Below are 12273 nucleotides of genomic sequence, written 5' to 3'. Positions count from 1 at the left end.
CGCAGTCCGGCGCAAGGGCCTTCAATCCACCCGGATGCCGGCGCTCTGCACCAGGGCGCCGTAGCGCGCGGCCTCCCGCCGCACCAGCTCCGCCGCATCGGCCGCGCTGCCGCCGCCGGGGATGAAACCCGCTTCCTCCAGGCGGCTGCGGTTGGTGGGGTCCCGCAGCGCCTTGTTCATGGCCTGCACCCAGCGTTCCGTCACCGGTGCCGGCAGGCCCGCCGGGCCGAGCAGCATGTACCACACCGTGATCTCGAAGCCCGGAAAGCCGCTTTCCGCGACCGTCGGCACATCCGGCAGCGCCTTGACCCGCTCCGGCATGGTCACCGCCAGGGCGCGCGTGCTGCCGCTGCGCAGATGCGGCAGATGCGTCGGCATGGTGTCGATGGCGAGGTCCAGCGTGCCGGCCATCAGGTCGTTCAGCACCGGGCCGGTGCCGCGATAGGGCACATGCGTCATCTGGATGCCGGCGGCCTGGCACAGCATCTCCGCCGCCAGGTGCTGCTGGGTGGCGATGCCGGAGGAGGCGTAGTTCAGCTTGCCAGGGTTCTGCCGGGCGAATTCGATCAGCCCCTTCAGGTCCCGGTACGGCGCATTGGCCGGCACCACCGCGACCAGCGGCACCGTGCCGGCCAGCACGAGGGGCGTGAAATCCTTGTCCTGGTCGTAGGGCGGGTTCCGCATCAGCGGCGCCACGACCGCCTGGGTCGAGACCGTGCCCATCAGCAGCGTGTAGCCATCCGGCTTGGCACGGGCCGTCGCCGCCGATGCCAGGGTGCCGCTGGCGCCAGCGCGGTTGTCCACCGCCACGGCCTGGCCGAGTTCCGCCTGCAGGGAGGGCGCCAGCAGGCGGGCGATGATGTCGGTGCCCCCGCCCGGCGCGAAGCCCACCAGGATGGTCACGCTGCGCGACGGATAGCTCTCCTGCGCGCGCAGGATGCCCGGCATCCCGCCAGCGGCGCTTCCGGCCAGGACTGTGAAAACCGTGCGACGTTTGATCATGGCGACTCCTTGCCCGGGTTTCCCGGTGCGGCTTCGTTCCTGGACTGGTGAAAGAATGCGAAGCTTTGCCCCGCCTGGCCAGCCCGTAAATTCCCGCCAGCGGCGCCGGAGGTGGATGAGGATGCCCTCGCCGGATTCTTCCACGCCTCCGCTTGAACGGCGGCACCGGGCAGCGACATTCTCATCCCGCAGCGATGCTGGCGCCTGCCCCGCCCCCACCCATCCCTGCCACGGAGGCATCGCATGATGTTCCGGAACCGGACCGAGGCCGGGCGTGCCCTGGCCCGCCGCCTCGGGCATCTGCGGGAGGCGGCGCCGGTGGTGCTGGCCTTGCCGCGTGGCGGGGTGCCCGTGGGCTTCGAGGTGGCGACGGCGCTCCCGGCGCCGCTCGACCTGCTGCTGGTGCGCAAGGTCGGCGCGCCGGGCTTCCCCGAGCTGGCCGCCGGCGCCGTCGCCGAGCAGCATCCCACGATGCTGATCAACGAGGATGTGGTGCGGGACCTCGGCATCTCCCGCAGCTACCTGGAGCAGGAGGCGGCACGGCAGCGCGCGGAGATCGAGCGGCGGCGCGGACTCTACCGCCATGGCCGGGCTCCCCTGCCGCTCGAAGGCCGTACCGTCATCCTGGTCGATGACGGGGTCGCGACCGGCGCGACGGTGCGGGTGGCCCTGCAGGCCCTCGCGCAATCCGGTGCCGCGCGCAGGATCGTGCTGGCCGTGCCGGTGGCGCCGCCCTCCGTGGCCGAGGCACTGCGCGGCTTCTGCGATGAGGCCGTGTTCCTGGCGACACCGGAGCCTTTCGGCGCCGTCGGCAGTTTCTTCGCTGATTTCACCCAGGTTGAGGATGCGGAGGTCATCGCGCTGCTGCAGCGTGGAGAAGGCGGGCCGCCGTCCTCAGGCGCGGCGGCATTCCGGCCGGGCCGATAGCGCAGAGCCCGAAGGGGCCGGGTTCCGCCGAGCCAGACACAGGCGCCATCACGACCCCTTGCCCTGGCGAAGCGGCCGAGGACGGCGCGCATGCCGGGCTATCCGGCTCAGGTCTTCCGCAGGCCGGAAGCGGGCAGTGTGATGCTGCAGCACACGCCATCGGGCGTGAAGTTCAGGTCGGTCCTGGCCCGCAGCTGATAGGGCAGCGCGCGGGTGATCAACTGGGTGCCGAAGCCCTGCCGGGGCGGCAATCCACTTGCCGGCATCGCTACGCCGCTCTCGCGCCATTCCAGCAGCAGGTGTTCCTTGCCCTGCATCATCTTGAACTCCCAGCGCACCGACAGCTGCGCGGCGGGCTGCGCGATGGCGCCGTATTTGGCGGCATTGGTGGCCAGCTCGTGCAGCGCCAGGGCCAGCGGCTGCACCTTGTCGCCCGGAAGCTCGACAGCCGGGCCCGTGATGGCCGAGGTTTTTGACTTCCCCGCTCCCGCTGCCGCCAGCTCCGCCGTGACGAGATCGTTCAGCGACACCGTCCAGGCCGGCGTGCGGGTGAGGAAGCTCTGCACCCGCCCGAGGGCGCCCAGGCGCCCGTCCAGCTCGTCCCGCTCGGGGGAGCGGGGCAGGCTCCGGTTGAGAATGGAGCGGATCACCGTCAGCAGGTTGCGGGTCCGGTGCTGCAGCTCGGCCACCAGGATCTGCTGCTGCTGCTGCAGGCGCATCAGGTTCTCGATATCGGTGCTGGTGCCCACCCATTCCCGGATGCGGCTTTCCGGATGCTCGGGCAGGGAAAGGTCCCACATCGGCAGCGCCCGCGTCTGGTGCCACCGCCAGGTGCCGTCGTTGCCCCGCCTGATGCGGAATTCGAGCTCGAGCCTGCCGTGCAGGGGCGCCTGCTGCCATGCCTGCAACGTCATCTCGCGGTCGTCGGGATGCACGGCGTCGAGCCAGCCCAGCGCCAGGCTCTCCCCCTCGGCCTGGCCCGTATAGGCCCCCCACTGCGGGCTGGACCAGGTCCATGCCCCACCATCGGCGGAACGCCAGACCAGCTGCGGCATGCTCATCACCAGCAGCCGGAAGCGCTCCTTCTCGTCCTGCAGGGCTTCCTCGGCCTGCTTGCGCGCCGTCACGTCGCTGGCGGCGCCGAACCATTCCCGGATCTCCCCGGCCTCGTCCAGCAGCGGCACGGCGCGGGAGTGGACCCACCCCTCGCTGCCGTCGTCACGGGTTGTCCGGTGCTCCAGCTCATAGACGCCCTTGGTGCGGATCGCTTCCTGGACGGCGGCCCTGACCATGGCCTGGTCGTCGGGATGGACGTAGCGCTCGAACCAGGTCGCGCCCGGCTGGTCCACCTGGGAGAAGAAGCCCCCGCCCTCCAACCAGCGCATCACCGTCCAGTCCGCGTTCATGCCATAGAGGATTTCCGAGGAGGCTCTCACCAGGCTGCGCAGGCGGTTCTCGCTGTCCCGCACCGCCGCCTCGGCGGCGCGGCGGTCGGTGAGGTCGGCGGTGACGACCAGCAGGCTCCGCACCTCCCCGTCCGACCCGGGGAGAGGGGAAATGCTGCTATTGGCCCAGACCTCCGTGCCATCCGGCCGCAGGTAGCGCTTGTCGAGATGGCCGACATCCCGCGTCTCGAGCACCTGGCGCACGACTATGAAGTTCCGCTCCAGATCGTCCGGATGGGTCACGTCCGCCACCGTCAACCGCAGCAGCTCCCGCCGCGGCCGGCCCAGGATGCGGCACAGCTCGTCATTCACCCGCAGGAAGGCGCCTTCGGTGGACAGCTCGCACAGACCGGTCGCGGCCGCGCCGAAGATAGCGGCTAGGCGCGCCTCGCTTTCCCGCAGCGCCTCCACCGCCTGCCGCCGGGCGGTCTCGTCCCGCATGATCTTCACGAAGCCGACGGTGCCGTTAAGCTCGAAGGAGGTGAGCTGCCCCGAGCCCCAGAAGCAGGAGCCATCGCGCCGCAGGTGCCAGCGCTCCTCCGTCACGCGCCCCTTGGCGAGGGCCTGGCGGCGCGTCTTTTCCGGCACGCCGGCCGCTTGGTCCGCCTCGGTCCAGATGAAGGCGATGTTGCGATTGAGGGCCTCAGCCTCCTCCCAGCCCAGCAGGGCGACGGCGCCGGGGCTCCAGCCGGTCACGTGCCCTTCCCGGGACATGGTGATGATCGCGTGGCCCGTCGCGCTTTCCAGCACGGCGCGGTAGCGGGCCTCGCTCTCGGCCAGGGCCGCGCGGCTCTCGTCCAGGGCCGCGTTGGCCCGCTGCAGGCCGGCGATCAGTTCCTCGGCACCGGCCATCATCTGGCCGGCTTCCACATGCTTTCCCGTCAGATCCGCCCGGAGGCGGGCATTCTCCAGTTCCAGCTCCGCCACCCGGATACGCAGCTGCTGGTCGAGGCCAGCCGGGCTATTCGAGATGGACTTCGTCATGGCCAGCCAGATCGGCAGCGATCAGCCCTTCCATCGTGACACCGGACCTGCCGGTACCGACGGCCGTGAGACAGGGGCGGAGCACCCACGCCGCCTCTGCCTGACCTTTCCGCGCCGGCATCGGGACCGGGCGGTGGAACGGGGCGGACAGCATCATGATCCCTGCGGATGGGGCCGGAGGCCCATGCGCCACGCGGGGCCGCCTCTTGCGGCAGCCCCGCCGGACGCCTCCCGCCCGGCCCGCACCGGATGCTTCATGGTCGCTGTCTCGGGCATGCTCTCTCCTTGCACGGAAGCCAGTCTGTCATGGGGGAACCCCATCCCGGTCTGGCGGCCGGATGTCGCGACGGGTGCTGGGCGGCTCGCGTCCTCATGCCCGCTGCCACGGATTTATAACGAACCCGATTCGAAAAGGCTTCAGGCCACGGCAAATTCCACGGCGCCCTGCCGCTACCCGGGCCGCCCGAAACCCCCTGAATCGGGGTGCCTGGCCGCCACGGCTGCGCGGCGCGGAACGGCGTGCAGGCTGGTGGTGACGGTAGGGGCTTGGGTTGCCGGAGGCACCGGCGCTAGCTGGGCGGCTGGCTGGAAGGATGCGGCGCCCTTCCTGCACGTGCTCCAGCAGCCGCAGGGCCGTGCGGGCAACCTCACCGGAACTCCGGCAGCGCCTTGGGAAGCCATGGGGCGGGAGGCGAAGTCAGGCCATCCTGTTTCAGTGCGGCATGGAGGCCGTGGCGCCCCGTTCAGCCCCTGAACGCGGCCCGCATCTCGCCGATCGCGCTTTCGCTGGCCACCAGCAGCGACAGGTCGGCCACCGGAACCGGACGCCGCGAGGCGCCGCGCGCCATCACCGCCAGCTCGGTCGCGCCAAGGCGGCTGGCGGCATCGGCCAGGGCATGGGCGGCGTTGGAATAGGCCACCGCATCGCCGGCATGCGCGGCCCTGAGCATGTCCTTGTTGAGCCGACGGACATCCAGCTCGAAGCCGTTCAGCACCACGCTGACGATCGAGGCCGGCAGACCCCCGAGCACATCCTGAGCGGTGGACAGATCGACGACTTGCATCCGCAAAAGCTACCGTTGGTTGATTTATGATTCATCCTAAGTTCCTGAGGTTCCGGTCACAACGGCCAGACGGCTGCCGGAGGGCTCTGTTGCAAGTTCAGTAAGAAATGTGACTTTGATGCAACTGTTGCCTATGCGGTATGGTACCGGATCGGGTGTCTTCGCTTCATGCGCCGCAGAGGAGCAGCACCAGGCCGGCGGGAAGCGAGAGGCCCGCCAGCGCCAGGGCAAGACGCGGGGCATAGGTCAGCAGCATCGCCAGCGGCATCGCCGTGACGGTCAGGATGCCGGCCCAGAACACCAGGCCCATGCCCCAGCCCAGGGCCTGGAGCAGCGGCAGCGCCGATGCCCCCAGCAGCAGCCAGCCGCCGCCGGCCAGGGCGAGCCGCCGCCAGGGCGGGATGCGGCGGCTGCGGAAGACCTGCTCATGGTGCCGCTCCATCGCCAGGCACAGCGCGCTGAAGCCGGCATAGGCAAGCGCGAAGCCGAGGCCGATCACGGCGCCGCTTCCGCCAGGGAACGGAGGGCCAGGACGGCGGCAGGGCGCGGCAGCGGGGCGGATGGCCGGTGGCGCGCCACCTTCCAGGCCAGCAGGCCGAGCAGCGCGCCGCAGCCCAGCAGCCCCAGGTCGAACCAGACGCGCACCCAGTCCCCCCGCGCCAGCGTGGCGGGCAGGTGCTGCGTGGTGAAGAGCGCGTTCAGCACCGGCAGCAGCGCGAAGCCCAGCGCGCCGGCGGCGAATTGCTCCACCCAGGCGCGGCGGCCGCGGCGCAGCAGCGGATGCAGCAGGCAGAGCCCCCAGGCGATGAAGAAGACATGCGCCTCCCAGGCGCCGCGCTGCGCCAGGCCCTGCGGCAGAACCCGGTTCGCCCAGAAGAAGGCCGCCATGGCCAGTGGCAGGCCGGCGATGGCGGCGATGTTCAGATGCTCCACCAGCCGCGTGCCGAAGCCGGCCGCGCCCCGGCGTGCCGCCTGCTGCCGCTGCTTGGTGGCCCAGAGGATGCAGCCCGTGGCGACCATCGCGGTGCCAGCCAACCCGGACAGCAGAAAGAGCCCGCGCAGCAGCGGCCCGGCGAAGCGGCCGATGTGCAGGCCGTACATCACGCCGCGCACCTCCGCCGCCGCGCCGCTGTCGCCGCTGTCATGGATCAGCGCGCCGGTCGTGCCATCGAAGGTCAGGCTCTGCTGGTTGTAGGAAAGCCGCTCGGACTCCGCGCGGATGAGCTGGATGGTGGCATGCGCATCACCAGGGTTCTGCACGATGACGCGGCCGACCCGGCCACCCTGCCAGCGCTGCCGCGCCTCCTCCATCAAGGGCGTCACCGCCGCCAGCGGCGCGGGGGTGCCGGCCCGCTGGCGTGGCGGCGCATTGCCGAAGGCTTCCGTGTTGAAGGCGGCGCGCTGGCCCGGATAGGCGCGGTCGATGCCCCAGGGCATGACCATCAGCATGAAGAGCACCAGCCCGGTATAGGTGATCATCAGGTGGTAGGGCAGCGCCAGCACGGAGCAGACATTGTGGCCATCCAGCCAGGAGCGCTGGCCCTTGCCGGGGCGGAAGGTGAAGAAATCCGCGAAGATGCGCCGGTGGGTGATGATGCCGCTGACAATGGCCACCAGCATGAACATGGTGCAGATGCTGACGATCCAGCGCCCCCAGAGGACGCCGACGTAATGCAGCTGGAAATGGAAGACGTAGAAGAAATCGCCGCCCAGCGTCTCGCGCGCCGCCACGGGCTGGCCGGTATCGGCATCCAGCACGGCATCGCGGAAGCGCCGCCCCTGGGCCTTGGGGTCGCGCCAGAAGACGCGGGTGACGGTTTCCCGCTCATTGGGCAGGGTGATGAACCAGCTGGGCGAATCCGGCGCCATGGCCTGCATGGCGGCCACGGCCACCGCCGCATTCTCCGGCCCGGGGCGCGAGAGGGCGAGTTCCGGCCGCATCCAGTAGGAAATCTCGGGCCGCAGATAGGCCGCCGTGCCGGTCAGGAAAACCGCGAAGAGCACCCAGCCGACCAGCAGGCCGGCCCAGGTGTGCAGCCAGGCCATGGACTGGCGGAAGCCATCCTTCACGGCAGGTATCCTTCGAGCAGGAACAGCGCCAGCAGCAGCAGCGCCGCCTGGGCGGCCATGCCCGCCCAGGCGCGCAGCACGCCGGGGGCGGCGAAGGCCCAGACGATGGCCGCGGCATAGATGGCGAAGCTGGCCATGGTGGCGGTCAGCACCGCCTCGGCGCGCGGCATGGGCAGGCCGATGGAAAGCGCCATGGTGAAGAGCGCCGCCACCGCATAGCCGCCGCCGACGCCCGCCAGCAGCCGCATGGCGATGCCGGCGCGGCACCGTGCCTCGGCCCCTGGCCGGAACCGGGTGCGGCGCGCGGTGCCGTTGATGGCACGGGACACGTCCATCGCCGCCTCAGAACCGGTGCTTCAGGGTGCCGGCCGGTGCGCCACCGGCCCCGGCAGCGGGAAAAGCCGTGGCCGCCGCCGGCGCGGTCAGCGGTCCAGCGCGTCGCGCCCGGCCTGTTGCTTCTCCCAATGGCATCAAAGGCGCCCCCGAATCATACGTAATAATGCGAGGCATTCGCATATTGCGCCATCGTCATCTTGGAAAGGGCAGCCGGTTACATTTTCCTCTGATGCTGGATTTGGCAGGCTGCCGTGTCCCGGGCAACACAGGGCGGCGGCCGGGTGCCCGCCTTGCGGATTTCCGCGGGAGCAGGGGAAGAAGCGGTCTATCCTGCCCCACCCGCCTTGCTTCCCGCCACCCCCGACCAGATGGAACACATGCATGAAGGTGCTGCTGACGCACACGCCGCGCATGCGCGAGCAGTATTACGGCCCGCGCGCCCTGGCTGAACTCGAGGCCATGGCGGAGGTGATCCTGCACCAGCAGGAGCAGCCGCTGACGCCGGAAGGGCTAGTGGCCGCGGCGGCGGAAGCCGACCTCATCATCGCGGACCGCCTGACCACGGGCCCGGCGGAGATCTTCCCCCGCCTGCCCCGGCTCAGCGCCTTCCTCCGCTGCGCCGTGGATATCCGCAACATCGACACGGCGGCGGCCGGCCGCGCGGGCGTGCTGGTGACGCATGCCAGCCCGGGCTTCGTGGCCTCGGTGACGGAGCTGGCGCTCGGCTTCCTGGTGGATCTCTCGCGCGGCATTTCCCGCGCCAGCGCGGATTACCATGCCGGCCGCATGCCGGAGGTGCGGATGGGGCGGCAGCTTTCCGGCAGCCGCATCGGCATCATCGGCTATGGCGCCATCGGCCGGAACCTCGCGCAGCTCGCCGCCCAGCTTGGCATGGAGGTGCTGGTCAGCGACCCCTATGCCAGCATCGAGGCGCCGCATGTCCGCCAGGTCAGCTTCGAGACGCTGCTGGCCAGCGCCGATTATGTCGTCTGCCTCGCCGTGGCGACTGAGGCCACCGAGAACCTGATCGACGCCGCGGCGCTGGCGCGGATGAAGCGGGATGCCGTCTTCATCAACCTCTCCCGCGGCAACCTGGTGGATGAGGCCGCCCTGGCGAGCGCCCTGACGGAAGGCCGGATCGCCGGCGCCGCCATGGATGTCGGACGCGCCACGGACCAGATGCCCTCCCCCGGCCTCGCGCGCCTGCCGAATGTCATCGCCACGCCGCATATCGGCGGCCTCACGCCGCCGGCCATCGAGGCGCAGGCCTTCGACACCGTCCGGCAGGTACGCGCCATCCTGGCGGGCGAGGTGCCGCCGGGCGCCGTGAACGCGGAATCCTGGTCCCGCCGCCCCCAAGGGGCGCAGGCGCCCGCCTAAAGGTGGCGCATCCCGAGCTGGCTCAGCAGCGGCAGGATCTGGTCCCGCGCGCGGATGCGGTGCGCCCTGGCGCTGTCGCGGGCGCGGCGCGGGTCACCCTGGCGGATCGCCTCCACCACCGCGGCATGGTCCTCCACCGACAGGCCCGGCCGGGGCCGCAGGCGCAGGGTCAGCATCCGCGCCCGGTGCGACTGGTCCATGATGGAGGCGAACATGCGTGACAGGCGGCGATTGCCGGCGCGCTCCACCAGCAGCTGGTGGAAGCGCCCGTCCGCCCCGGCCCAGCTTACCAGGTCGTCGCGCGCCAGGGCCTCCGCCATCTCCGCGTTGACGCCGGCCAGCTCCCCGGCGATGGCGCCGCGCTCCGCCTCCGGCTTCTCGGCGATGAGTTCGGCGGAGGCGGTCTCCAGCGCCACCACCACCTCGTAGATCTCGCGCATGTCCTCGGGCGAGATGGCGCAGACCACCACACCGCGCCGGGGCAGCACGCGGACCAGCCCTTCCTCCTGCAGCCGGATGATGGCCTCGTGCACCGGCGTGCGGCTCATGCCGAGCTGGGCCGCGATCTCGCCTTCCGAGCCCTGGTAGCCGGGGGCGAAGACGGCATTGCGGATCGCCTCCTTCAGCGCCTCGTAGGCGCCGTCCACCAGCGATGCCCGGGCGGGCTGGCCCCCGGTCTCCTTGCGCAACGCCACCATCGTGATCTCCGTGGCTCCCCGGGCTTCCATGCAGGCGCCGGGTTTAGTCATTGACGCCCGCGGCGGATAGTGGCTGGCTGCGATGCCATCTTCCATGCAAGATGATACGGCAGGAAACAACTCCGGGGAATCGCCGATCAATGCGTCGCTATCGAATTGCAGCCATGGGTGGGGACGGCATCGGCCCCGAGGTCATCGACGCCGGGGTTGAGGTGCTGAAGCTCTGCGCCGAGCGCGACGGCCAGTTCGCCCTGGACTTCACCGATTTCGACTGGGGTTCGGACTATTACCGCAAGCATGGCGTGATGATGCCGGCGGATGGCGCCGAGCAGCTGCGGGCCTATGACGCCATCCTCTTCGGCGCCGTGGGCGCGCCGGATATCCCGGACCACGTGACGCTCTGGGGCCTGCGGCTCGCCATCTGCCAGCCGCTGGACCAATATGCCAATGTGCGCCCGACGCGCGTGCTGCCGGGCATCACCAGCCCGCTGCGCAACGTCTCCGGCCCCGAGCTGGACTGGGTGATCGTGCGCGAGAATTCGGAAGGCGAGTATTCCGGCGTCGGCGGCCGCGCGCATCGCGGGCTGCCGATCGAGGTGGCGCAGGATGTCTCGGTCATGACCCGCGCGGGCGTGCAGCGCATCATGCGCTATGCCTTCCGCCTGGCGCAGTCCCGCCCGCGCAAGTTCCTCACCGTGGTCACCAAGTCCAACGCGCAGCGGCACGCCATGGTGATGTGGGACGAGATCGCGGCCGAGGTGGCGGCGGAATTCCCCGATGTCACCTGGGACAAGATGCTGGTCGATGCCATGACCATGCGGATGGTGATCAAGCCCGGCAGCCTGGACACCATTGTGGCCAGCAACCTGCATGCCGATATCCTGTCCGACCTTGCCGCCGCGCTGGCGGGCTCGCTCGGCATCGCGCCGACGGCGAACATCAACCCCGAGCGCGACGCGCCCTCGATGTTCGAGCCGATCCATGGCTCGGCCTTTGACATCACCGGCAAGGGCATCGCGAACCCCGTCGCCACCTTCTGGACGGCGGCGATGATGCTGGACCACCTGGGCGAGCCCGCGGCGGCGGCGCGGCTGATGAAGGCCGTGGAGCGCGTCACCGCCGACCCCGCGCTGCATACGCCCGACCTCGGCGGCACCGCCACCACGCGGCAGGTCACCGAGGCGGTTTGCGAGGCGCTGCGGCAGGCGAATGACTGAAGCCTGCCCGGCCTGGCTGCAAAAGGAGGAACGCTAAGGCCTCCGGCCCCGACCCGCGGAAAGCGGGCGGGCGAGAAAAAGAGAGGAAACATCCGATGCAACGACGCAGCCTGCTCGCCGCCCTGCCGGCGGCCCTTCTGCCCGCGATGGCCCAGGCCCAGACAGCCTTCCCGGACCATGCGGTGACCATCACCGTGCCCTTCTCCGCCGGGGGGCCCACGGATGTCATCGCCCGGCTGGTGGCGGAAGGCATGTCCAAGGACCTCGGCCAGCCCGTGGTGGTGGAGAATGTGACCGGCGCCGGCGGCACCATCGCCGCCGGGCGGGTCGCGACGGCGAGGCCGGACGGGCACAGCCTGCTGATCCACCATGTCGGCCACGCCAGCAGCGCCACGCTCTACCGCAACCTGCCCTACAATGTGGAAACATCCTTCGCGCCGCTGGGCCTGGTCTCGGATGCCGCCATGACTCTGATCGCGCGGCCCGACTTCCCGGCCACGGATCTGGCCAGCTTCATGGCGGAGATCCGCCAGCAGGGCGACAAGCTCAACCTCGCCCATTCCGGGCTGGGCGGCGCCAACCATCTCTGCGGCATGGTGCTGCAGCACGCGGCGCAGGCCAGCCTGACCGGGGTGGTGTTCCGCGGCAGCGCGCCGGCCATCACTGACCTCATGGCCGGGCGCATCGATGTCTTCTGCGACCAAGCGACCAATACCGCGCCCTTTATCCGCGACGACCGCGTGAAGGCCTATGCGGTGACGCTGCCGCAGCGCGTGCCGGGCCTCAACCTGCCCACCACCACCGAGGCCGGGCAGCCGACGCTGGTGATGAGCACCTGGCACGGCCTCTATGCCCCCAGGGACACGCCGCCGGCGGTGCAGGAGCGGCTGGCCCGCGCCATCCGCGCCGCGCTGAAGGAGGAAAGGCTGCGCCAGCGCTTCGCGGAACTGGTGACGGCCACCGTGGACGACGACCGCGCCACGCCCGCCTACCACCGCCGCTTCCTGGGCGAGGAGGTCGCCCGCTGGCGGCCGATCATCCAGGCCGCCGGGCAATTCGCCGACTGAGCCCGCATCCGGCGCCGCATGGCGGCGCCGGACCCTGCCCGCGAAACTCCTTGCCGTGACCTGCGCCTTCCCGGAACATTTCG

General features: G+C 70.6%; 11 protein-coding genes. 4 read left to right on the top strand and 7 right to left on the bottom strand.

Annotated features, from left to right (window positions below; genetic code table 11):
• Nucleotides 1-21: 21 nt before the first annotated feature.
• Nucleotides 22-1002, bottom strand: a complete 981-nt coding sequence (locus tag EBE87_RS19410) for a Bug family tripartite tricarboxylate transporter substrate binding protein (protein WP_158600818.1) — start codon at nucleotides 1000-1002, stop codon at nucleotides 22-24.
• A 243-nt stretch (nucleotides 1003-1245) separates the two neighbouring features.
• Between EBE87_RS19410 and EBE87_RS19405 the strand changes: the two genes are divergently transcribed.
• Entirely contained in the window at nucleotides 1246-1929 is a 684-nt protein-coding gene (locus tag EBE87_RS19405) for a phosphoribosyltransferase (protein ID WP_233553081.1), read from the top strand.
• 107 nt (nucleotides 1930-2036) lie between these two features.
• On the opposite strand, the gene EBE87_RS19400 is transcribed toward EBE87_RS19405, so the two are convergent.
• From EBE87_RS19400 to EBE87_RS19380, 5 genes are all read right to left on the bottom strand, one after another.
• Nucleotides 2037-4358, bottom strand: coding sequence for a PAS domain-containing sensor histidine kinase (locus EBE87_RS19400; protein ID WP_120637088.1), 2322 nt, complete (start codon nucleotides 4356-4358; stop codon nucleotides 2037-2039).
• A gap of 743 nt (nucleotides 4359-5101) precedes the next feature.
• Nucleotides 5102-5422, bottom strand: coding sequence for a hypothetical protein (locus tag EBE87_RS19395; RefSeq protein ID WP_120637089.1), 321 nt, complete (start codon nucleotides 5420-5422; stop codon nucleotides 5102-5104).
• 166 nt (nucleotides 5423-5588) lie between these two features.
• Nucleotides 5589-5921 (bottom strand): DUF3325 domain-containing protein, encoded by a 333-nt coding sequence (locus EBE87_RS19390; RefSeq protein ID WP_120637090.1) that lies wholly within the window; start codon nucleotides 5919-5921, stop codon nucleotides 5589-5591.
• Nucleotides 5918-7492 carry a PepSY-associated TM helix domain-containing protein gene (locus EBE87_RS19385; RefSeq protein ID WP_199707163.1) on the bottom strand — a complete coding sequence of 525 codons (1575 nt, stop codon included), beginning with the start codon at nucleotides 7490-7492 and terminating at the stop codon, nucleotides 5918-5920. Before EBE87_RS19385 ends, EBE87_RS19390 begins: the two co-directional genes overlap by 4 nt.
• Entirely contained in the window at nucleotides 7489-7827 is a 339-nt protein-coding gene (locus tag EBE87_RS19380; protein WP_120637091.1) for a DUF3649 domain-containing protein, read from the bottom strand. Before EBE87_RS19380 ends, EBE87_RS19385 begins: the two co-directional genes overlap by 4 nt.
• 382 nt (nucleotides 7828-8209) lie before the next feature.
• Here EBE87_RS19380 and EBE87_RS19375 point away from each other — a divergent pair, with 382 nt between their 5' ends.
• Nucleotides 8210-9208: an NAD(P)-dependent oxidoreductase gene (locus EBE87_RS19375; RefSeq protein WP_120637092.1), complete on the top strand. Its 999-nt coding sequence runs from the start codon at nucleotides 8210-8212 to the stop codon at nucleotides 9206-9208.
• Here the strand turns inward: EBE87_RS19375 and EBE87_RS19370 are convergent.
• Nucleotides 9205-9936: a GntR family transcriptional regulator gene (locus tag EBE87_RS19370; RefSeq protein ID WP_199707165.1), complete on the bottom strand. Its 732-nt coding sequence runs from the start codon at nucleotides 9934-9936 to the stop codon at nucleotides 9205-9207. The two genes, EBE87_RS19375 and EBE87_RS19370, sit on opposite strands and share 4 nt — an antisense overlap.
• Before the next feature lie 110 nt (nucleotides 9937-10046).
• Here EBE87_RS19370 and EBE87_RS19365 point away from each other — a divergent pair, with 110 nt between their 5' ends.
• Together EBE87_RS19365 and EBE87_RS19360 are read left to right on the top strand one after the other, a co-directional pair.
• Nucleotides 10047-11123: a tartrate dehydrogenase gene (locus EBE87_RS19365; protein WP_120637094.1), complete on the top strand. Its 1077-nt coding sequence runs from the start codon at nucleotides 10047-10049 to the stop codon at nucleotides 11121-11123.
• A 95-nt stretch (nucleotides 11124-11218) separates the two neighbouring features.
• A complete protein-coding gene (locus EBE87_RS19360; RefSeq protein ID WP_120637095.1) occupies nucleotides 11219-12190 on the top strand; it encodes a tripartite tricarboxylate transporter substrate-binding protein in 972 nt (323 codons plus the stop codon).
• Nucleotides 12191-12273: the final 83 nt, after the last annotated feature.

Source organism: Teichococcus wenyumeiae, from assembly GCF_003696345.1.
Classification (GTDB): Bacteria; Pseudomonadota; Alphaproteobacteria; order Acetobacterales; family Acetobacteraceae; genus Pseudoroseomonas; species Pseudoroseomonas wenyumeiae.
Note: the sequence above shows the minus strand (reverse complement) of the source record. Positions and strands in the feature narration are given on the sequence as shown.

Coding starts and splice junctions, on each gene's coding strand:
- EBE87_RS19365 (WP_120637094.1), top strand. CDS start 10,047: ATGCGTCGCTATCGAATTGCAGCCATGGGTGGGGACGGCATCGGCCCC.
- EBE87_RS19380 (WP_120637091.1), bottom strand. CDS start 7,827: ATGGACGTGTCCCGTGCCATCAACGGCACCGCGCGCCGCACCCGGTTC.
- EBE87_RS19395 (WP_120637089.1), bottom strand. CDS start 5,422: ATGCAAGTCGTCGATCTGTCCACCGCTCAGGATGTGCTCGGGGGTCTG.
- EBE87_RS19410 (WP_158600818.1), bottom strand. CDS start 1,002: ATGATCAAACGTCGCACGGTTTTCACAGTCCTGGCCGGAAGCGCCGCT.
- EBE87_RS19375 (WP_120637092.1), top strand. CDS start 8,210: ATGAAGGTGCTGCTGACGCACACGCCGCGCATGCGCGAGCAGTATTAC.
- EBE87_RS19360 (WP_120637095.1), top strand. CDS start 11,219: ATGCAACGACGCAGCCTGCTCGCCGCCCTGCCGGCGGCCCTTCTGCCC.
- EBE87_RS19370 (WP_199707165.1), bottom strand. CDS start 9,936: ATGGAAGCCCGGGGAGCCACGGAGATCACGATGGTGGCGTTGCGCAAG.
- EBE87_RS19405 (WP_233553081.1), top strand. CDS start 1,246: ATGATGTTCCGGAACCGGACCGAGGCCGGGCGTGCCCTGGCCCGCCGC.
- EBE87_RS19400 (WP_120637088.1), bottom strand. CDS start 4,358: ATGACGAAGTCCATCTCGAATAGCCCGGCTGGCCTCGACCAGCAGCTG.